Annotated in this window: 21 protein-coding genes; 6 read left to right on the top strand and 15 right to left on the bottom strand. The window is 68.9% G+C overall.

Annotated elements, in window-relative coordinates; all coding sequences use genetic code 11:
* Positions 1 to 90: 90 nt before the first annotated feature.
* From fliR to fliE, 14 genes are all read right to left on the bottom strand, one after another.
* Complete coding sequence (gene fliR / locus QLQ15_RS00655) at positions 91 to 879, bottom strand: flagellar biosynthetic protein FliR (protein WP_432277760.1); 789 nt, start codon at positions 877 to 879, stop codon at positions 91 to 93.
* Positions 880 to 1084: 205 nt separating this feature from the next.
* Positions 1085 to 1354, bottom strand: a complete 270-nt coding sequence (locus QLQ15_RS00650) for a flagellar biosynthetic protein FliQ (RefSeq protein WP_283210940.1) — start codon at positions 1352 to 1354, stop codon at positions 1085 to 1087.
* A 4-nt stretch (positions 1355 to 1358) separates the two neighbouring features.
* Positions 1359 to 2213 carry a flagellar type III secretion system pore protein FliP gene (gene fliP / locus QLQ15_RS00645; protein WP_432277759.1) on the bottom strand — a complete coding sequence of 285 codons (855 nt, stop codon included), beginning with the start codon at positions 2211 to 2213 and terminating at the stop codon, positions 1359 to 1361.
* Complete coding sequence (fliO, locus tag QLQ15_RS00640; RefSeq protein ID WP_432277832.1) at positions 2213 to 2644, bottom strand: flagellar biosynthetic protein FliO; 432 nt, start codon at positions 2642 to 2644, stop codon at positions 2213 to 2215. Before fliO ends, fliP begins: the two co-directional genes overlap by 1 nt.
* Positions 2645 to 2922: 278 nt before the next feature.
* Positions 2923 to 3252: a flagellar motor switch protein FliN gene (fliN, locus tag QLQ15_RS00635; protein WP_283210939.1), complete on the bottom strand. Its 330-nt coding sequence runs from the start codon at positions 3250 to 3252 to the stop codon at positions 2923 to 2925.
* A 5-nt stretch (positions 3253 to 3257) separates the two neighbouring features.
* Positions 3258 to 4289: a flagellar motor switch protein FliM gene (gene fliM / locus QLQ15_RS00630; protein WP_283213893.1), complete on the bottom strand. Its 1032-nt coding sequence runs from the start codon at positions 4287 to 4289 to the stop codon at positions 3258 to 3260.
* Positions 4290 to 4320: 31 nt separating this feature from the next.
* Entirely contained in the window at positions 4321 to 4818 is a 498-nt protein-coding gene (locus tag QLQ15_RS00625) for a flagellar basal body-associated FliL family protein (protein ID WP_283210938.1), read from the bottom strand.
* A gap of 267 nt (positions 4819 to 5085) precedes the next feature.
* Positions 5086 to 6336 (bottom strand): flagellar hook-length control protein FliK, encoded by a 1251-nt coding sequence (locus QLQ15_RS00620; RefSeq protein WP_283210937.1) that lies wholly within the window; start codon positions 6334 to 6336, stop codon positions 5086 to 5088.
* On the bottom strand, positions 6336 to 6782 hold the full coding sequence (fliJ, locus tag QLQ15_RS00615) for a flagellar export protein FliJ (RefSeq protein WP_283210936.1): 447 nt from the start codon (positions 6780 to 6782) through the stop codon (positions 6336 to 6338). Before fliJ ends, QLQ15_RS00620 begins: the two co-directional genes overlap by 1 nt.
* Positions 6779 to 8167, bottom strand: coding sequence for a flagellar protein export ATPase FliI (gene fliI / locus QLQ15_RS00610; protein WP_432277758.1), 1389 nt, complete (start codon positions 8165 to 8167; stop codon positions 6779 to 6781). Before fliI ends, fliJ begins: the two co-directional genes overlap by 4 nt.
* A gap of 181 nt (positions 8168 to 8348) precedes the next feature.
* Entirely contained in the window at positions 8349 to 8978 is a 630-nt protein-coding gene (locus QLQ15_RS00605; RefSeq protein ID WP_283210934.1) for a FliH/SctL family protein, read from the bottom strand.
* Positions 8975 to 9961 (bottom strand): flagellar motor switch protein FliG, encoded by a 987-nt coding sequence (gene fliG / locus QLQ15_RS00600; protein WP_283213892.1) that lies wholly within the window; start codon positions 9959 to 9961, stop codon positions 8975 to 8977. Before fliG ends, QLQ15_RS00605 begins: the two co-directional genes overlap by 4 nt.
* 10 nt (positions 9962 to 9971) lie before the next feature.
* Positions 9972 to 11657 (bottom strand): flagellar basal-body MS-ring/collar protein FliF, encoded by a 1686-nt coding sequence (gene fliF / locus QLQ15_RS00595; RefSeq protein ID WP_283210933.1) that lies wholly within the window; start codon positions 11655 to 11657, stop codon positions 9972 to 9974.
* A gap of 53 nt (positions 11658 to 11710) precedes the next feature.
* Positions 11711 to 12070: a flagellar hook-basal body complex protein FliE gene (gene fliE, locus QLQ15_RS00590; RefSeq protein ID WP_283210932.1), complete on the bottom strand. Its 360-nt coding sequence runs from the start codon at positions 12068 to 12070 to the stop codon at positions 11711 to 11713.
* Between the two features lie 867 nt (positions 12071 to 12937).
* Between fliE and QLQ15_RS00585 the strand changes: the two genes are divergently transcribed.
* The 6 genes from QLQ15_RS00585 to QLQ15_RS00560 all read left to right on the top strand — a co-directional run bounded on the left by QLQ15_RS00585 (position 12938) and on the right by QLQ15_RS00560 (position 16633).
* Complete coding sequence (locus QLQ15_RS00585) at positions 12938 to 13075, top strand: hypothetical protein (RefSeq protein WP_283210931.1); 138 nt, start codon at positions 12938 to 12940, stop codon at positions 13073 to 13075.
* Between the two features lie 107 nt (positions 13076 to 13182).
* Positions 13183 to 13746: a flagellar basal body P-ring formation chaperone FlgA gene (gene flgA, locus QLQ15_RS00580; protein WP_283210930.1), complete on the top strand. Its 564-nt coding sequence runs from the start codon at positions 13183 to 13185 to the stop codon at positions 13744 to 13746.
* 121 nt (positions 13747 to 13867) lie between these two features.
* Complete coding sequence (gene flgM / locus QLQ15_RS00575; protein ID WP_283210929.1) at positions 13868 to 14185, top strand: flagellar biosynthesis anti-sigma factor FlgM; 318 nt, start codon at positions 13868 to 13870, stop codon at positions 14183 to 14185.
* Positions 14182 to 14523: a flagellar protein FlgN gene (locus QLQ15_RS00570; protein ID WP_283210928.1), complete on the top strand. Its 342-nt coding sequence runs from the start codon at positions 14182 to 14184 to the stop codon at positions 14521 to 14523. Before flgM ends, QLQ15_RS00570 begins: the two co-directional genes overlap by 4 nt.
* Positions 14520 to 15767, top strand: a complete 1248-nt coding sequence (locus tag QLQ15_RS00565; RefSeq protein ID WP_283210927.1) for an ATP-binding protein — start codon at positions 14520 to 14522, stop codon at positions 15765 to 15767. The genes QLQ15_RS00570 and QLQ15_RS00565 overlap by 4 nt, the downstream gene beginning before the upstream one ends.
* Before the next feature lie 74 nt (positions 15768 to 15841).
* Complete coding sequence (locus tag QLQ15_RS00560) at positions 15842 to 16633, top strand: nucleotidyltransferase domain-containing protein (RefSeq protein ID WP_283210926.1); 792 nt, start codon at positions 15842 to 15844, stop codon at positions 16631 to 16633.
* Between the two features lie 926 nt (positions 16634 to 17559).
* Here the strand turns inward: QLQ15_RS00560 and QLQ15_RS00555 are convergent.
* Positions 17560 to 19293 carry an EAL domain-containing protein gene (locus tag QLQ15_RS00555; RefSeq protein WP_283210925.1) on the bottom strand — a complete coding sequence of 578 codons (1734 nt, stop codon included), beginning with the start codon at positions 19291 to 19293 and terminating at the stop codon, positions 17560 to 17562.
* Positions 19294 to 19301: the final 8 nt, after the last annotated feature.

Genomic DNA, 19301 nt, shown 5'->3' with positions numbered 1-19301 from the left:
GGTGTGAGGCGCGTCAGCGCCGAGCTCGTCGCGCTGCGGCATCGCGACCCCTCCCAACCTCCCCCTGCAAGCAGGGGAGGGAGCAGAACCTCAGGCCGTCACCGCGCGTGCCGCCGAGAACGCCTCGTCGAACAGTTGCTCCACGGGTCCCTGCAGTTCGCGTGCCAGCAGCATCAGCAGCAACAGGCCGACCAGCAGCGCGACCGGCAGGCCCAGCTGCATCGGGTTGAGCTGTGGCGCCGCACGCGCCAGCACGCCGAAGGCCAGGTTCACCGCCAGCAGCGCGACCACCACCGGCAGCGCCAGCAACAGCCCCGCCTGCAGCGCGGTGGAGAAGAAGGTCGGCACCACCGACAGGAACTGCTGCACGTCCGCCATCGGCGTGCCCAACGGCAGCGCGTGATAGCTGTCCAGCAACAGCTTCACCAGCGCCAGGTGACCATCGAAAGTGAAGAACAGCAGGCCGAACACCAGGTAGAACCACTGGCTCAGCACCGGCGAGGACGCACCGCTCAACGGGTCGGCCATCGTCGCGAACGACAGGCCCATGCCCTGCGAGACCAGTTCTCCCGCGAACTGTCCTGCCTCGAACGCCAGGCGCAGCATCAACCCGATGGCGATGCCCACCGCGAACTCGCGCAGCACCGTGAGCACGGTCGCGGCATCGACGCCGGCCACGGGCGGTGTGGGCAGCAGTGCCGACAGCGCGCCCGACAACGCCAGCGTGATCATCAACCGCGCCCGCACCGGCATGCCGCGCCCGCCCAGCATCGGCAGCGCCTGCACCGCCGCACCGATGCGGATGGCATGCCACAGCACGGTACCGAGCATGCCGAACAGGTTGAGTCCGTCGATGACGGTGGCGGTGGTGGGTTCCACTAGCCCCTCACCCGAGCGCGCCCGTGTCGCGCGAACCTATTCCCCGTTCGTCCTGAGCGTAGGGCTGCAAGCCCGAAGTCGAAGGATGGACGGGCGGCATGCGGAAACGGACGGGCTTCCGGTCCGCTCACCCTTCGACTTCGGACCTTCGGCCCTACGCTCAGGGCGAACGGTGAAAGGAGGGCATGCATGCTCGACATGGCCCTCAACCCACCAGATGCGGAATCCGATGGAACAGATCCACCGTGAACGCCACCAGCTTGCCGAGCAGGAAATGCCCCGTCATCGCCAGTGTCGCCACCAGTGCGATGGCCTTGGCGACGAAACCGATGGTCGGTTCGTTGAGCTGCGTGGCGGCCTGCACCACGCCGACCAGCACGCCGATCACCAGCACCGCGATCAGCGGCGGCGCGCCGAGCATCAGCGCCATCTGCAGGCCGCGGCCGATCTCGGTGAGTGCGGTTTCCGGGCTCATCGCATCAGACCGGGTTGAAGCTGGCGGCCAGCGAGCCGACCACCAGCACCCAGCCGTCCACCAGCACGAACAGCAGGATCTTGAACGGCGCGGAGATCAGCATCGGCGAGAGCATCATCATGCCCATCGACATCAGCACGCTCGCTACCACCAGGTCGATGATCACGAACGGGATGTAGATCAGGAACGCGATCTCGAACGCGGTCTTCAGCTCGCTGGTGAGGAACGAAGCGGCCAGCACGCTGAAGGGCACGTCCTGCGGCGTTGCGTACGGGCCGCTGTTGGACAGCCCGGCGAAGGTCATCAGGTCGTTCTCGCGGATCTGCGCCAGCATGAAACCGCGGAACGGTTCCGACGCGGCGGCCCATGCGCTGCGGAAATCCATCTGGTCGTTGAGGTACGGCGCGATGCCCGCTGCCCACGACTGGTCGAACACCGGCGTCATCACCATCGCGGTGAGGAACAACGCCAGCGCCAGCAGCACCTGGTTGCTCGGCGTCTGCCCGGTGCCGAGCGCCTGTCGAAGCAGGCCCAGCACGATGATGATGCGCGTGAACGCGGTCAGCCCGAGCAGCGCCGCCGGCAGCAGCGTGATGCCGGTCATCAGCAGCAGCACCTGCATCGGCATGCTGACCGGCTCGCCGCCGATCTTGCCGACGGTGACCGCCGGCAGCGGCTGGTTCAGCGACGGCATCATGGTCTGTGCGCCGACCTGCGCCAGCGGTTGCGCGGGTGCGCTCTGCGCCGAAGCGGGTGCGATGGACATCGCTGCGAGCAGCAGTACGGCCAGGCTCGCCAGCAGGACGGAGCGCAGAGGATTCACAACGCGGCGGGCAATGGCAGGGCGAACGAAGGACATCACGACTTCTTTCCGAAATGCTGGGCCAGCAGTTGTGCGAACGGCGTCGCCACGTTCCCCTGCGAAGGCTGTGCCACCGGCAGCGGCTCGCTGAGCGTGTGCAGCGTGGTCATGCCGCCCTGGCCGACGCCGAGCAGCAACTGCGTCGTTCCGACCTCGACCACCACCACGCGGTCGCGCGGCCCCAGCGCGAGCGAGCCGACCACGCGCAGCGCGTTGTTCGACGAACGGCCCACGCCCGGCATGCGCCGCGCCAGCCAGCCCAGGCCCAGGATCAGCGAGACGACGAGGATCAGCGCGAACACCGCGCCACCGATGCCGGGGGCGTCGGCGGGCTTGGCGAAGGTCTGCGGCTTCGCGGGGTGCGCGACGGTGGCGGTGTGAGTGGCAGCGGCGGCGTGCGTCGCTTTTGCCGCTCCCCCTGCTTGCAGGGGGTGAGACGGGACTGCTTGCGCGCCACTGGCGCGCGTCCCGTCGAACGACATCGGGCTGTTGCCCGATGGCTGCGGGTTGGGAGGGGGTTGCGAGGCGCTCTGCGCCGAGCCTTGCTGCGATGCGCTCGCCGCAAGCGGCTCACACCCCTCCCCAGCCCTCCCCTGCAAGCAGGGGAGGGAGCCAGCATTCGGCGCGCGGACGTCCGGCACGCTGAGGGCATCGAGATCGCCCTTCGGCGCCTCGACCACGCCCGTGCCGATGGCCACGCTCGCGCTCATCGCAGCCTCTTGATGCGCTCAGCGGGACTGACCACGTCGGTCAGGCGCACGCCGAAGCGGTCGTTCACGACCACCACCTCGCCCTGGGCGATCAGCGTGCCGTTGACGTACAGGTCCAGCGGTTCGCCGGCAGCGCGCTCCAGTTCCACCACCGAGCCCTGGTTGAGCTGCAGCAGGTTGCGGATCGGAATGCGCGCGCGGCCAACCTCCAGCGAGAGCGTGACCGGCACGTCGAGGATCACGTCCAGGTTGAGGTCGCTGGCGATGCCGGCCTCGTTGGTCAGCGGATCGAAGGCAGCGCGTGCGGCGGAGTCGTTGGGGTTCATCGGCGTCAGGCCTGGTTGAACGCGGCGTGGACCGCGATGGAATCGGGATTGGTGGGATCGAACACCGGCTTCTCGCGAACCGCGTGCACGGCGTTGACCTTGATGGCGTTGCGGCCGTTGTGCGTGCCGAATTCGCCGGAGAACAGCGGCATCTGTTCGACCTTCAGCGTCGCGGTGCGCGGGATCTCGATCGGGATCACGTCGCCCACGCGAAGGCGGCACAGCTCGCGCAGGCTGATCGAGCGCTGCGCCAGCACGCTGGACAGTTCGATCTCCGCATCGTGCAGCTGCGAGCGCAGCGCCACGGTCCAGCTTTCGTCGCGCTCGATGCGGTCGCTCTGCACGCCGGCGTCCAGCGCCTCGCGGATCGGTTCGAGCATCGCGTAGGGAAGCGACACGTGGAACTCGCCGCCACCGCCGTCCAGCTCGACGTGGAAGCGGCACACCACGATGTACTCGCGCGGACTGATGATGTTGGCGAAGTGCGGGTTGACCTCGGAGTTGAGGTACTCGAACTCCACCGGCATCACCGGCGCCCATGCGTCGACCAGGTCGGCGAAGGTCTGCTTGAGCAGCAGCTGGATCACGCGCATCTCGGTCGGCGTGAACTCGCGGCCCTCGATGCGAGTGTGGTACTTGCCCGAGCCGCCGAAGAAGTTGTCCACCACGGTGAACACCAGGCGCGGCTCGAACATCACCAGCGCGGTGCCGCGCAGCGGCTTCATCTTCACCAGGTTGAGGTTGGTGGGCACCTGCAGCGAGTGCATGTACTCGCCGAAGCGGATCAGGTCGATGCCGCGCACCGACAGGTCGGCCGAGCGGCGCAGCAGGTTGAACAGGCCGATGCGCCACGTGCGCGCGAAGCGCTCGTTGATCATCTCCAGCGTCGGCAGCTTGCCGCGGACGATGCGGTCCTGGCTGGCGAAGTCGTAATTGCGCGCCTCGCCGGGCGCCGGCGGCGGTTCGGTTTCCACCGCACCGCTGTCGACGCCGTGCAGCAGGGCATCGATCTCATCCTGTGACAGCAGGTCCGTCATCATCGCGATCGCTCCTGTCGACCTGCGTGGGTCACTGCGTGACCAGGCTGGTGAAGAACACTGCTTCGACCTTGTTGGCCGCACGCTCGGCCTTGAGCACGCCGCGCACTTCGGCCAGCGCCTGTTCCTGCAGGCGTTCCTTGGCCGAGCGCTGCGCCAGCTGCGCCGCGGTCTGCTGGCCGAACAGCAGCAGCAAGCGGTTGCGGATGGCGGGGCTGTGCAGCTCCAGCGCGGCGCCGGTGGCTTCATCGCGCGTCATGACCTGCACGTCGGCCTGCAGGTAGCGCACCGAGGTGGTGTCGGCCAGGTTCACCACGAAGGCCGGCTCCAGCGCGTAGTAGCGCGCCGGCGACACCGAGGCGGCAACGGGCTCGGCGTCGGCGTGCGGGACGCCGACGTTGCGGCCTTCCAGGAACCACCACGCGCCCGCGCCGGCCATGCCGAGGACCAGCAGGGCGATCAGGATCCACAGCGCGAGGTTGCTGCTGCGCGGCGGAGGAGGAGCGGCGTTGGCGGCGGGCTTGGACATGCGTGGAGCTCGGCATCGGGGAATGCCGTGTCCGTGCAAGCGGTGTGCCGGGAACCTGATGCGTCACCGGCCCGTTCATCCTTCGACTCCGGCGCTGCGCGCCTACGCTCAGGACGAACGGAATCTTTCCACGCGCCAGTTCACCGTTCGGCCTGAGCGCAGGGCTGAAGGCCCGGAGTCGAAGGACGGACGGACCAACGCCGCTGTCGGTCTTTTGACGCGGCCGTCGCGCCGGACTCCCGTCGGCGCGCAGGCGCCGTCAGGCCATCACGCGTACTCGTCCAGCAACCCGCGCGATGCGCGTACCGCCGGTCCCGGTGTCCAGCCGGCGCCGGTCGCGGGGTCGCTGCGGTCGGAGGCGTTGGCCGCGGCCGACTGTCCATTGGACGAGCCCGGCTGCTGTCCCGCCTGTCGCTGTCCCACGTCGGTGTGGCCCAGCTGCAGGCCCTGTTGACCGAGCATGTCGCGAAGGCGCGGCAGGCTGGATTCCAGCGCGTGGCGCACGTCGGCCTGCGCACTGTGGAATTCGGCGTTCACGCGCGTGCCGTCGATCTGCAGACGTACGTCGATCGTGCCCAGGTGGTCCGGGCTCACGCGGATCTCGGCGTGGCCGACTTTCTGGTCCGCCATCCACGCAATGCGTGAACCGACGCCGTCCTCGAAGTCCGCATCCAGTGCGAGCGGCGTCTGCGGTGCGACCGGAACCACCGCCTTCGCGGTGAGGTTGCCCGCCGCGGAAGGCGCGTGGGTGGCGGTCAGCGCGACGGGGGTGATATCGGCAGGCGAGCCGGTATCGGTCGTGGGTTCGGCAACGGCGTCGGCACTGCCGGCAGCCATCGCGCCCATGGCCAGCGCGAAGGCCTCCGGTGCCGCCTCGGCCGGTGCCGGCGCGCCTGTCTGCGCTGGCACGACCGGCAATGCCATGGCCGGCATCGACGGCGTGGGCGTGCGTGTGGACGCGGCGCCCTGGGGCGCGACGAAGGACTCCGGCAGGGTCGGTGCGACGGCCTGCGTGGTTTCCGCGGGCGCAGTGGGCATGACCGCCAGGCCGTTCAACAGCGCGAGCAGCTGCTCGGGCAGGGTGGCGGGCGTTGCGTCGGTAGTCGTGGCCGTGTCCTGCGCGGCCGGCGCGTCGTCGGCTGCGGCGCTGTCGCCGGTGGGCTGTGCATCCGCACGCGCGGTCGAATCCGATGCGCCGTCGTCGGCCTTGCAGGTGCGCTCGTCGGACTCGCGCGCCTTGGTGTCGGAATCGCGCGACGAGGTGCGGGCCTGGCCGTCGTTGCGCGTCTTGCGCGACGAGGTCGAGCCGGAGGTGTCGGCGTCCTGCGTGCGTGCGGGCGTCGCGGGCGTACGTGACGCCGTATCGGCGCTGCCGCGCGCATGCGATTGCAGCATCCGGTCGAAGCCGTCGCGGTGCTCGCCCGTGTCGCGGGCGTTCGCGCCGTTCTGCGCGGACGCAGCGCCGTTGGCGCCGGTGCTCGCGCCCAGGCCGGGCAGCAGGGCGTTGAAGCTGTGCATCACTCCGGCGCTTCCTCGGTGTTGCCACGCACGCGGCGTGCGCCCAGATCGTCCAGTTCGCGCTGCACGCGCTGCTCGGCCACGCGCGATTCCTGCGCGCGATAGCTGTCGGCCAGTTGTCCCAGCACCTTGGTGTCGCGGCTGGCCAGCAGCAGGCGCGCGCGTTCGACATCGCGGGTCTGGCGGCTGCTGTCGACGATGCGGCTCTGCTGGTCCACGGCGGTTTCCAGCTTGGCGCGGAAGGCGATGCGGTTGGCGAGCAGTGCCGGCGCGATGGTGCCGTCGGCCGGCGTGGCCGAATACTCCTCGGCATAGCGGCGCAATGCGTCCAGGCGCTGTTCCTGTTCGGCCAGCTGGCGGTCGCGCTCGGCGACATCGCGTGCGGCGGCGTCCTGGCGTTGCTGCATCAGGTTCAGCAGGGGATCGAGGCGTTGCGAGCGGGTCATGGGGTCTCCGTCTTCACGGGGTCACGGACATCGTCGAGCAGGCGCGCGAGCGCCTCGCGGCTGGCGGCCACGTCGGCCGCTTCGCTCACGTCCTGCCCCAGGAAATGAAGGATCGCCGGCCAGCGCGCCAGCGCTTCGTCCACGACCGGATCGTTGCCGCGCTGGTAGGCGCCGATGGCGATCAGGTCGCGCTGTGCGTTGTAGGCGGCCATCAGTCGCTTGAGCTTGCGGATGCGCTCGCGCCATGGCGCGTCGGTGATGTCCTGCATCACGCGACTGACCGAGACTTCCACGTCGATGGCCGGGTACTGGCCGGCATCGGCGATGCGGCGCGTCAGCACGATGTGGCCGTCGAGGATGGCGCGCGCGGCGTCGGCGATGGGTTCCTGCTGGTCGTCGCCTTCGGTGAGCACGGTGTAGAACGCGGTGATCGAACCGCGTCCGTCGGCGCCGTTGCCGGCGCGTTCGACCAATGCGGGCAGCTTGGCGAACACGCTGGGCGGATAGCCGCGCGTGGTCGGCGGTTCGCCCACCGACAGGCCGATCTCGCGCTGCGCATGCGCGTAACGCGTCAGCGAATCCATCAGCAGCAGCACGTGCAGGCCCTGGTCGCGGTACCACTCCGCAATCGCCGTGGCGCGCAGCGCGCCGTGCAGTCGCGCCAGCGGTGGGCGATCGGCCGGCGCGGCGACGACCACCGCGCGGCGCAGGCCTTCTTCGCCCAGCGTGGCCTCGACGAAATCGCGCACTTCGCGACCACGTTCGCCGATCAGTCCCACCACGATGACGTCGGCGGCGGTGAAGCGGGTCATCATGCCCAGCAGCGTGGATTTGCCGACGCCCGAGCCTGCGAACAGACCCACGCGCTGGCCGCGGCCGATGGGAAGCAATGCGTTGATGGCGCGCACGCCCACGTCGAGCGAGCGCGTGATCGGTTCGCGCATCAGTGGGTTGATCGATGCGCCGGCCAGACCGACCCAGTTCTCGGCGCGGATCGGTCCGCGTCCGTCCAGCGGGACGCCGTCGCTGTCGATCACGCGGCCGAGCAGGCCTTCGCCGACGGCCACTTCGCCGCGCTGCCGCGACGGCACCACGCGTGCGTTCGGCAGCAGGCCTTCCAGATGCGCACTGGGCATGAGGAACGTGCGGTCGCCGGAGAAGCCGACGACTTCCGCGTCCACCCATACGCCGCCATGCGTTTCCACGCGGCAGCGCGAACCCAGCGGCGCACTGCAGCCGGAGGCTTCGAGCGTGAGGCCGACCGCGCGGCGCAACACGCCTTCGCGCGCCAGGCCCAGCGAACGCGGCTGCGGCGCGGAGGCGTCGAGGCGTGCGGCCAGGCGCAGGTTGCGGGCGTCGAGCCAGTGGGAGGCGGGGGTGCTCATGGGCATGGCCGGTTCGGGTTTGTTGAACGTCCTACCTTCGGATTTCCGTTCGTCCTGAGCGTAGGTGCGAAGCACCGAAGTCGAAGGATGAGCGGGCGGGCAACGAGTCCGCTCATCCTTCGACTTCGCTTCGCTACGCTCAGGACGAACGGGGAAGCGTCATCGCAGTGGCAGCACAGCCTCATCGCACCGCTCCATGCGCCGCGACGGTGGAATCCAGCACCGCCTGAAGACGCGCGGCGAGCGTGCCGTCGATGCGCACGCTCTCGCTGTGCACGCGCAGCTCGCCGCGGGCGAGCGTGCTGTCGTTGGTCAGGCGCACGCCGTCCAGTCCGGCCAGGTGCGGATAGAGCACGCCCATGTCGTCCGGATGCAGGCGCAGCTCGACTTCGCGATGACTGGTGCCGACCGCGTCGAGCGCTTCGCGCACCAGGTCGGCGAGCAGGGCCGGATCGGCCGTGTAGGCCGGGCCCAGCAGCGAGCCGGCGACGCGCACGGCCAGTTCGGCCAGCGATTCGGCGACTTCGTCGTCCAGCCGCGAGAGCGGACGCGTGAATCCATCGAGGATGCCTTCGATCTGTGCGACCAGGCGACGCACTTCGGCCTGGCCGCTGGCGAAGCCTTCGGCGTGGCCGCGCTCCAGCCCGTCCTGATACCCCTGCGAACGTGCGGCTTCCTCGATGGCCTGCAGTTCCTCCACGCTCGGAGGCGTGGGCAGCTCGACCACGGGTTCCGGCGGCAGCGGTTCCAACCCCGGCGCGGTCCAGCGCACGGCGCCGGCCAGTTCATGGCTCCAAGTGGCCAGGCTCATACGAAGGCCTCGGCCTTGGCCGCCAGCTGGATGGTGCCCGCGTCGGCCATCTTGCGGACCATCGACAGGATTTCCTTCTGCGCCGCCTCGACTTCCGCCAGACGCACCGGGCCACGTGCATCCATGTCCTCGACCAGGATCTCCGCCGCGCGCTGCGACATGTTGTTGGTGATCTTCTCGCGCACCTTGCCGTCGGCGCCGCGCAGGGCGACGGCGAGCTTGTCGTTGGGCACCTCGCGCAGCACGGCCTGCATGGCGCGGTCGTCGATCTCGGCGAGGTTGTCGAAGACGAACATCAGGTCGCGGATGCGCACGCCCAGTTCGCCGTCGATCTCGCCGATCGTGCCCAGGATCACTTCGTCCTGGCCCGAGTCCATGAAGTTGAGGATGTTGGCGGCCACCTTCACGCCGCCCACGGACGACGATTTCAGGTTCTGCGCGCCGGCGAACTGGCGCGCCATCACGTCATTGAGTTCGTTCAGCGCATTGGGCGGGATGCCGTCGAGCGTGGCGATGCGCAGCAGCACGTCGGCGCGCACGCGGTCCTGCAGGCACTTGAGCGCTTCGGCGGCCTGGTCGCTTTCCAGGTGCGCCATGACGATCGCGATGATCTGCGGGTGTTCGTTGCGGACGAGGTCGGCGATCGCGCGCGGCTCCATCCACTTCAGCGTGTCCAGGCCGGAGGTGTTGCGGCCCAGCAGGATGCGGTCGATCAGGCTGCTGGCGCGTTCCTCGCCCAGTGCCTGCACCAGCACGGCACGCACGTATTCATCGGCGCCGGAACCCAGTCCGCTGGGCTGCGCCAGGTTGTCGACGAACTGGTCGATGACCTTGCCCACGGACTCGCGCGAGACGCCGCTGACCGAGGTCATGGCCAGGCCCAGCTTCTGCACTTCCTTCGCGCTCATGTGCTTGAGCACCTCGGCCGCCTGCTGCTCGCCCAGCGAGAGCAGGACCACCGCGGCGCGCTGCACGCCCGTCAATCCGGTCGGATCAGCCATCGGATTCCACCCAGTCCCTGACTACCTGCGCCACGCGCTTGGAATCGTTGTTGACCGCCGCGCGCGCCACTTCCAGCTTGTCGTCCAATGTCATCGCGCCCGGCGGCAGCGCGACCGGCGCACTCTCCGTGGCGGGTCCCGACAGCGCGACCTGCACGTCGTCGTCCTCCACCGGCACCACCGTCGCGGTGGCGATCTGCTTCGGCGGAGTCTTGCCGCCCATCAACTGGCGGAACAGCGGACGCAGCACCGTCAGGATCAGCACCAGCACCGCCAGGCCGCCGACGGCGATGCGCAGGAATTCCATCGCGCGCGGGTGCTCCCACAGCGGCGCCTTCTCGCCTTCGCCTTCCACGGCGAGGTCGCGGGCGAACGGCGCGTTCACCACCGACACCGCGTCGCCGCGCTGCGAATCGAATCCGATCGCCTGCTGCACCAGCGTCTCGATGCGCTTGAGTTCGGGGTCGGTGAGCGCACGCAGCGCCGGCTTGCCGTCCTTGCCGGCGGCAGCGGGCACGTTGTCCACCAGCACCGCGGCCGTCACGCGACGCACGCGGCCCGGACCCTGGCGCGTGTGGGTGAGGGTGCGGTCGATCTCGTAGTTGCGCACCGAGCTGCGCGAGGACGGGCCGCTCGATGCGGTCTGCTGCGCCTGCGCGGCGGCCGCGGCGTTGGGCTGCGCCTGCTGCGCGGCAGTGGCGTTGGCCGGCGGCGGCGTGGGCGGCGTGTTGCTCGCGCTGCCCGGCACACCCTGCGGACCGGCGCCACCACCGGAAGTGGACTCGGACATCTGCTCGCTGCGCACCATCGGCTGCTGCGGGCCGTACACCTCGCGCGCTTCCTCGGTCTGCGCGAAGTCCATGTCGACGCTGACCTGCGCGCTGATGCGGCCGTCGCCGGTCATCGGCTCCAGCAGTTCGTGGATGCGCTGGACGTAGGTGGCTTCCAGTCGGTGCTGCTGATCGAACTGCTTGGCGCTGATCGCGGCGTCGCTGTCGGGATCGATGTTGGACAGCATGCGGCCGAACTGGTCGACCACCGTCACGCGTTCCGGCGGCAGGCCGGGGATGCTGGATGCCACCAGATGCACGATGGCATCGACCTGGCCCTGTTCCAGCGCGGCGCCACTGTGCAGCTGCAGGACGACCGACGCGCTGGCCGGTTCCTTCTGTCGCGTGAACGCGCTGGGCTTGGGCATGGCCAGGTGCACGCGCGCCTCGCGCACCGGGCGCAGGTTGGCGATGGTGCGGGCCAGTTCGGACTCCAGCGCGTGCTGGTAGCGCGCGTTCTCGATGAACTGGCTGGTGCCGAAGCCCTGGTCGCCCTTGATGGCGTCGAAACCGGAATCGTTGTTGGCCGGCAGACCGGCCGCGGCGAGCGCCAGCTTGGCCTGGCCCAGCTGGTCCTGCGGCACGGCCAGCGCGCCGCTGCCCGGGTCGACGCGGAACGGAATCTGCGCGGTGCGCAGCAGTTCGGAGGCATCGCTGGTGGATTTGGCGTCCAGCCCTGCGTAGACCGGCACGAAGTCCGGACGCTGCGTCCAGAAGAACAACCACAGCCCCAGTGCGATGACCGCCGCCACGAGCGCAAACAGCCCGAGCTGGCGCACCACCGGAATGTCCTGCAGCCCGCGCAGGTCGCGCAGCTTGTTCTGGTCGGGAAGAGTGATGACGGCCATGGTGCTCTGCAGGAAGGTGGGGTCGGGGATGGGACGTCGTCAGGCGCGGCGGGTCACACCGGCATGTTCATGACGTCCTGGTAGGCCTGCACGAGGCGGTTGCGCACTTCCACCGTGGCGCGGAAGGCCACGGACGACTGCTGCATGGCCACCATCACCCGCGCCAGATCGGCGCGCGGATCGCCCATTTCGAACGCCTGCTGCAGTGCGCCGCTGGTGTTCTGCGCGCGGCTGACGCTGTCGATGGCGTTGTTGAGGGTCTGCTGGAATCCCGGCGCGGCCTGCGCACTTCCCGCCGCCCCCGGCGCGAGCGCCGACGGGGCGATGGCGTTGCCCGCGGCGGCATCCGGCCCGCGCATGCGCATTTCGTGCGCGCGGATCTGGGACAGGATGGAGGAGATGGCGTCGGTCATGGTCCGTATGGCGAAGCGGATTACCTGTCGGGTACAGGCAAGCGGCGTGCCACGGTTCATGAACGGGTTTCTGGCGGGGGGCGTCCGGTTTCCGGCGCGGGTGTGTCGAGGCGATGCCCGGGTGGGCCTCCTGCGGGTCAACTTGCATTTGGGCTGGTGGTTGGACGGTTGTCAGCGACATTGCCGTCGCGACCGCGACCGCGACCGCCACCGCCACCGCCACCGCCGTTGCCGTTGCCGTTGCCGTTGCCGTGCTTTTGCCTTTGCTCTTGCTCTTGCGACTTCGGAGCGAGCCGAGCACCGCAGCCGCGCGAGGGCCGAAGAGCCGCCCATGTCTGAGCGGAGCGCAGCGTAGCGAGTTTGGGCGGCGTGCCCTCGTGCGGCGAGGAGCACAGGGGACCGCCGCGCAGCGGCGGATCGCGTAGGGAGCGGATGGTTTTGGTTACTTTTGCCGAAACAAAAGTAACCCGCTCGCTTGCGAGCGGAAGCTGTTGTTCTTGATGTCGAAGCTCGTCATTCCCGCGAAGGCGGGGTCTTCTGGGCCGCCGCATGGCGGCACTATCCACGTGTCCGACGTATCACGGCTTTCGAAAAGAGTGCGATGGCTGAAGGCTGGATTCCCGCCTTCGCGGGAATGACGGCAACCGCTGCAAAAGCAACGGCACCAGCAGGAGCAAAAGCTTCCGCCCGAAAACGGGCGGGTTACTTTTGTCTTGGCAAAAGTAACCAAAACCGCCAGCTCCCTCCGCGATCCGCCGCTGCGCGGCGGTTCCCTGTGCTCCTCGCCGCACGAGGGCACGCCGCCCAAACTCGCTGCGCTGCGCTTCGCTCAGACACGGGCGGCTCTTCGGCCCCCGTACGGCTCCGGTGCTCGGCTCGCTCCGAAGTCGCAAGATCAACGGCAACGGCAACGGCAACGGCAACGGCGGTGGCAGTGGCAGTGGCAGTGGCAACCGCAACCGCAACCGCAACCGTGGTGGGCAGCCACAGCCAGGTCGCCGCTAATCGCCAAATGCCAACTTGCAACTGCAATTCGCATTCGCCAATGCGCCGCCACCCACCACGGCACAAATCCTGCACACCCCCGGACAATCCCTCTCCGGAGCCCACCCATGCGCATCGCCTCCCGGCCCCTGCTGGTCGTGCTGCTGCTGTGCCCGGTGTGGGCCTGGGCCGACGGATTCCAGTCGCCGGAGTCCATCCGCGATGCCGCCATCGCCTCGCTCGGTCCGGGTGTGCAGGCCGAGGTCCGGGTCGATCCCCGGACGCGGATGCCCGCCTGTGCGCAGGCGCTGCAGGCGGCGGCCAATGGGCCGGCTTCAGTCGCGGTGCGCTGTGCCGACAACCCGGGGTGGCAGCTCTATGTGCCGGTGCGTCGCGCCGACGGTGAGCCGCTCGCGCAGGCCGCAGCGCCCGCACGGGCCGGTCTGCGTCCCCTCAGTGGGCGTCGGCTCAAGCCCGTGGGATTCACGCCGGAACCCGAGGCGCCGCCGCTCGTGCAGCGTGGCGACCCGGTGACGCTGGTGTCCAGGGTGGGCGGCATGGAAGTGCGGATGGCCGGGCGGGCGATGGGTGCCGCGGCGGTGGGCGCGACCGTCTCGGTCGAGAACACCGGGTCGCGCCGTATCATCCGGGGCCGGCTGGTGGGCCCGGGCGTCGTGGAGGTCCAGCTGTGAGGGGCAAAGGTGTGATGGCTCCCGCAACTCCGAACTTCCTGACATCCATGTCAGGTTTTCCCCTCAAGTCTGCCCTCGGGCGGCCGTTACCCAGTTCGAACACGTTTTCCAGGAGTCAGCCATGACCCACAAGATCGACGGTGCCCTGTCCCCCGCGCTGCGTCAGATCGACGCCGCGGCCAGTACGTCCGTGCAGTCCCGTTCCGGTGCCGAACGCGGCCAGCCGGTCGGCGCCACCGCGGCGACCGACCAGATGCGCCTGACCGGCGATGCCACCGGCCTGCAGGCGCTGGAGCGCGAGCTCGGTGCGGCCCCGGCCGGCATCGATGTCGCCAAGGTCAACGCCATCCGTGCCTCGCTCGCCGACGGCACCTACAAGGTGGATGCGCAGGCCGTCGCCGACCGCATGCTCTCGCTCGAGAACGCGCTGACCAAGTGAGCGAGGCGGCCGTCCATCCGCTGGAGGCGCTGGAGCGCGCGCTGCACGAGGAGCGCCGCGCGCTGCTCGAGCACGACGTCGATGCGTTGCTGGTGTCCACGCAGGCCAAGCTCGTCGCACTGCGACAGGCCGAGGCGGTGAGCGTGGCGGCGGGCGATTCGCAACGCGTGATCGCGCTGAGCGAGCTCAACCAGGCCAACGGCGCCCTGCTGGCGCGCCGTCGCCGCGAGGTGAACTGGTCGCTGCGCCACCTCGGCCGGCTCGACGCCGACAGCGTGTACGATGCTTCCGGACAGTCGGGCGCCAAACCACAGGCGCGCTGTCTCGGAGTGGGATGAACGAAATCCTGGGCATGGACAACGACGGCATCTGGAGCGAAGACATGCTCTGGGCGGTCGCCATGTCCGACCTGGCGGTGTTCCTGCTCGACAGCCAGGGCCAAATGCTGCACAGCAACGACGCCGCGCGCGTGCTGGCCATGCGCCTGCACCCCGACGACGTAAGACCTGATCCCGCCCAACTGCTGGACTACATCCCCGAACAGGGCTGGCAGATCGCCATGCGCGACGGCCGCTGGATCGGCGAAGTGCCCACGCGACAGACGGGGCTGGTGCTGGAAGTGAAGGCCTTCGCCGGCGGCGACCGCGGCCTTTGCCGCCGCTTCGTGGTGATGACCGACATCTCCGTGCGCTCGGCGCGCGAAGGCGAACTGCGCCGTCGCCACGATGAACTGCAATCCACCTACGACCGCCTGGCCAGTGCGCAGGAACAGCTGCTGCAGTCGGAGAAGATGGCCTCCATCGGCCAGCTCGCCGCGGGCGTCGCGCACGAGATCAACAACCCCATCGGCTACGTGCACTCCAACCTGGGCACGTTGCAGGAATACGTCGGCGCGCTGCTGGCGCTGCTGGACGGCTACCACACCGCGCTGCAATCCGACGACCCCGCCGCAAGCCGTCCGCTGCTGCGCCGCCTGCGCGACCGCCTGGACGTGGATTTCATCGTCGGCGACGTGCCCAAGCTGCTGGAGGAATCGCGCGAGGGCATCGAGCGCGTGACCAAGATCGTGCAGGACCTCAAGGAGTTCTCGCACGTCGAGCGCGACGAGCCGATGCGTTCGTCCGACCTGCGCAAGGGCCTGGAATCCACCCTCAACATCGTGTGGAACGACCTCAAGTACAAGGCGAAGGTCGAGAAGCACTACGACGAGGTCCCGCTGGTGGAATGCCACCTGTCGGAGATCAACCAGGTCTTCATGAACCTGCTGATCAACGCCGGCCAGGCCATCGCCGAGCGCGGCCTGATCACGCTGGCCATGGGCACCGAGGGCGACGAGGTGTGGGTGAGCGTCGGCGACGACGGCGTTGGCATTCCCGAGGACGTGCAGGCGCGCATCTTCGACCCGTTCTACACGACCAAGCCCATCGGCCACGGCACGGGGCTGGGTCTGGCGATCGCGTACCGCATCGTCGCCAAGCACCACGGCCGCATCGACGTGACCAGCCGCCCCGGCGCGGGCAGCACGTTCCGCGTGGTGCTGCCGATCGCGCAGCCGGCGCTGTCGCGACCGCGCGCGAAGTGACCCGCGCGCACGCAGCGCGCTTGTCGGCATCCAATCCGCGTCGGTAGTCTGGGCCCGTGGCCTGGAGACCCGCGATGTCCGGCATTCCCGCACTGCATTCGCACTTCCTCGAACGCATCCGTGACGCCGTCGCCGCGGATGTGCGCTTCAGCGCGCTGCTTGCCGGTGGTTCGTACGTGCACGGCGGATTCGACGCGTACTCCGACCTCGACGTCGTCATCGTGGTCGACGACGCGCACTACGACGAAGCGATGGCCTCGCGCATGGCGTTTGCCCGGAGCCTCGGCGACCTGCTCGGTGCCTTCACCGGTGAACACGTCGGCGAGCCGCGGCTGCTGATCTGCCTGTACGGCCCGCCGCTGCTGCACGTCGACCTGAAGTTCGTCACCGCGACGGACCTGGACCGTCGTGTCGAGCGGCCCGCGATCCTGTACGCGCGCGATCGCGCGGCGGTGGAGGCGAGGCTGGATGCGGCGCACATCCATTGGCCCGAACGGTCATCGCAATGGTTCGAGGACCGCGCCTGGATCTGGTTGCACTATGCCGCGGCGAAGTGGGGACGCGGCGAACTGTTCGATGCGCTGGGCATGCTCGCGTTCTTCCGCGACCAGGTGCTGGGGCCGATGCTGCACCGTCGCGCCTCGCGCCCGCAGCGCGGCGTGCGTCGCGCGGAGGCGCTGGGGATGGACGACGACGGCCGCTTGTCGGCGACTGTCGCCTCGCACGACACCGCATCGGTGCGCGGTGCGATTCTCGCTGCCGCTGCGCTCTACCTCGATCTGCGCGCGGACGCGGTGCCGGAGCGCATCACGCCGCGGATGCCGCAGGTGTTGATCGATTACATCGACGGTAGCGGTCGCCGCTAGCCGGGGCAGGCGAAGCGAACTCGGGGCCGCGCTGTTCACGCAGTGCGCCTTTGGGTGCCCGTGCAATGCGGTAGCGGCTGTTGCTGTTGCTGTTGCTGTGGCCGTTGCCGTTGAGGTTGTCGTTGATCTTGCGACTTCGGAGCGAGCCGAGCACCGCAGCCCGGCAGGGGGCGAAGAGTCGCCCATGTTTGAGCGGAGCGCAGCGTAGCGAGTTTGGGCGACGTCCCCCTGGCTGGCGAGGAGCACAGGGAACCGCCGCGCAGCGGCGGATCGCGTAGGGAGCGGATGGTTTTGGTTACTTTTGCCGAAACAAAAGTAACCCGCTCGCTTGCGAGCGGAAGCTTTTGCTTTTGAGCTTGACGTTGCTTTCGAGATCGTCATTCCCGCGAAGGCGGGAATCCAACTTTCAGTCGCCGCACTCTTTTCGAAGGCCGTGATACGTCGGACACATGGATTCCCGCCTTCGCGGGAATGACAGCAACCGGTGCAAAGGCAACGGAACCAGCAGGAGCAAAAGCTTCCGCCCGAAAACGGGCGGGTTACTTTTGTCTTGGCAAAAGTAACCAAACCCGCTGGCTCCCTCCGCGATCCGCCGCTGCGCGGCGGTCCCCTGCGCTCCTCGTCGGAAAAGGGACGTCGCCCAAACTCGCGCCGCTACGCGGCACTCAAACAGTGGGCGACTCTTCGCCCTTTTCCGGCTCCGGTGCTCGGCTCGCTCCGAAGTCGCAAGATCAACGGCAACGGCAACGGCAACGGCAACGGCAACGGCAACGGCAACGGCAACGGCAACGGCAACGGCCGAAGCAACGGCCGAAGCAACGGCCGAAGCAACGGCCGAAGCAACGGCAAAGCAATGCAGGACGTAGCGCGGGTATGCGAAGCGCTACCACGCACCCGCGCGGTCCGGATCACGTTGTCGCACGGCCTCAGTACACCGATTCGCCCGCCGCCCGCCGCTCATGCGCACGGAACGCATCGAGGATGTGCTCGCGCAGTTCCTCGTCGTTCCACGGCTTGGTCAGGAAGCGGTAGATCGCGCCGCGGTTGATGGCCTCGGTGATCGTGGCCAGGTCGGTGTAGCCCGAGAGCACCATGCGGATGGTGTCGGGGTAGAGATCACGCACGCGCGTGAGGAATTCGGTGCCGCTCATGTCGGCCATGCGCTGGTCGGACAGGATCACCTGCGCGGTGTTGCTGGCGAGCAGGTCGAACGCCTCGCGCGTGCTGTTGGCGGTGAGGATGTGGTAGCCGTCGCGGCGGAACAGGCGCACCAGCGAGCGCAACACGTTTTCCTCGTCGTCCAGCAACAGCAGCGTGCGCTCCGGTCGCGTCGCCGCGAATGCGCCGGGCAACAGGAAACGCTTGCGCACCAGTTCGCCCAGCTGGTCGGCCGGTTGCGAGGGACTGAACAGGTAGCCCTGGAAGAAATCGCAATGGTTGCGGCGCAGGAAGCCGAGTTCCGCCTCGCTTTCCACGCCCTTGGCGATCACCTTCATGCCCAGCTGGTGGCCCATCGCGATGATGCCGCGCACGATCGCCGCGCTGCGTGGATCGCTGGCGACGTTGCGGATGAAGCTGCGGTCGATCTTGATGCGGTCCAGCGGGTACTGGCCGAGCGCGGCGAAGCTCAGTCCGCCCAGGCCGAAATCCTGCACGGTCAGCGTCGCGCCCATCGCACGCAAGCCGGCCAGCGTGTCGTGCACGCGGTGGCTGTCGGTGACGAGCACGCTCTCGGGGACTTCGAACTCCAGCGCGTTGCCCGGCAATCCGTAGCGATGCAGCAGTGCACCGATGCGGTCCAGGCAATCGCGCTGCACCAGCAGCGGGCCGGAGACGTGCACCGACATCGACAGGTAATCCAGCCCTTCGGCGCGCCATTGCGCGAGCTGCGCGATGGCCGATTCCACCACCCACGCGCCCAGTCGCGCGGCGAGGCCGACGCGGTTGATCGGTTCCAGGAACTGGCTGGGGCGCAGCAGGCCGCGGTCGGTCTGCCAGCGCAGCAATGCGGCGAAGCCGGTGACGCTGCCGTCGTGCGCGGCGACCTGTGGCTGGTAGAACAGGCGGAACTCGCCGCGGTCGATGGCTTCGACGAAACGCTGGGCCAGGCCGTCGTTCGGCGCGGAGCGGTCGGCGGACGCGGAGTACAGGCCGACGTTGTTGAGGCCGTCCTGCTTCACGCGGCGCAGCGCTTCCTCGGCCTTGGACAGTAGCGTGGCGGCGTTGGGTGCGTGGTCGGGGAAGACGGCGATGCCGATGGAGAGCGTCACCGGCAGCGTGTAGGGCGGGATGGACAGCGGCGTCTCGAACGCGTCGCGCAGGCGTTCGGCCAGGGCGGCGCCGTCGAGCTCGCCATCGCGATAGCCGATGCCGACCACGAACTCGTCGCTGGTCAGGCGCCAGATCCAGCCGTCGCGCGGCACGGCGCGGCGCAGGCGCTGGGCGATGGCCGCGAGCGCCTGGTCGCCCGTGGCCGTGCCCATGTTGGTGTTGATCGACCGGAACATGTCCACGTCGATGTGCAGCAGCGCGATGCGGCGCTTGGTGGCGCCGGCGACCGCGATGGCGGTCGCCAGGCTGGGCCCGTTCGCTCCGAGGCGATGCAGGCCCGTGATGGGGTCTACCGCGGTATCTCCAGGATCGTCGTACCGCTTTGCCATGAAACCCG

The organism is Lysobacter stagni (genome assembly GCF_030053425.1).
Taxonomy (GTDB): Bacteria; Pseudomonadota; Gammaproteobacteria; order Xanthomonadales; family Xanthomonadaceae; genus Lysobacter_J; species Lysobacter_J stagni.
This window is presented reverse-complemented; position numbering and strand designations above follow the sequence as displayed.

Bases quoted from the DNA above. Each gene is read 5' to 3' on its own strand.
- fliF (WP_283210933.1), bottom strand. From the start codon at position 11,657: ATGGCCGTCATCACTCTTCCCGACCAGAACAAGCTGCGCGACCTGCGC.
- fliI (WP_432277758.1), bottom strand. From the start codon at position 8,167: ATGAGCACCCCCGCCTCCCACTGGCTCGACGCCCGCAACCTGCGCCTG.
- fliN (WP_283210939.1), bottom strand. From the start codon at position 3,252: ATGAACCCCAACGACTCCGCCGCACGCGCTGCCTTCGATCCGCTGACC.
- QLQ15_RS00555 (WP_283210925.1), bottom strand. From the start codon at position 19,293: ATGGCAAAGCGGTACGACGATCCTGGAGATACCGCGGTAGACCCCATC.
- QLQ15_RS00650 (WP_283210940.1), bottom strand. From the start codon at position 1,354: ATGAGCCCGGAAACCGCACTCACCGAGATCGGCCGCGGCCTGCAGATG.
- QLQ15_RS00605 (WP_283210934.1), bottom strand. From the start codon at position 8,978: ATGAGCCTGGCCACTTGGAGCCATGAACTGGCCGGCGCCGTGCGCTGG.
- flgM (WP_283210929.1), top strand. From the start codon at position 13,868: ATGACCCACAAGATCGACGGTGCCCTGTCCCCCGCGCTGCGTCAGATC.
- QLQ15_RS00565 (WP_283210927.1), top strand. From the start codon at position 14,520: ATGAACGAAATCCTGGGCATGGACAACGACGGCATCTGGAGCGAAGAC.
- QLQ15_RS00625 (WP_283210938.1), bottom strand. From the start codon at position 4,818: ATGTCCAAGCCCGCCGCCAACGCCGCTCCTCCTCCGCCGCGCAGCAGC.
- fliJ (WP_283210936.1), bottom strand. From the start codon at position 6,782: ATGACCCGCTCGCAACGCCTCGATCCCCTGCTGAACCTGATGCAGCAA.
- QLQ15_RS00620 (WP_283210937.1), bottom strand. From the start codon at position 6,336: ATGCACAGCTTCAACGCCCTGCTGCCCGGCCTGGGCGCGAGCACCGGC.
- flgA (WP_283210930.1), top strand. From the start codon at position 13,183: ATGCGCATCGCCTCCCGGCCCCTGCTGGTCGTGCTGCTGCTGTGCCCG.
- fliE (WP_283210932.1), bottom strand. From the start codon at position 12,070: ATGACCGACGCCATCTCCTCCATCCTGTCCCAGATCCGCGCGCACGAA.
- fliP (WP_432277759.1), bottom strand. From the start codon at position 2,213: ATGTCCTTCGTTCGCCCTGCCATTGCCCGCCGCGTTGTGAATCCTCTG.
- QLQ15_RS00560 (WP_283210926.1), top strand. From the start codon at position 15,842: ATGTCCGGCATTCCCGCACTGCATTCGCACTTCCTCGAACGCATCCGT.
- fliM (WP_283213893.1), bottom strand. From the start codon at position 4,289: ATGACGGACCTGCTGTCACAGGATGAGATCGATGCCCTGCTGCACGGC.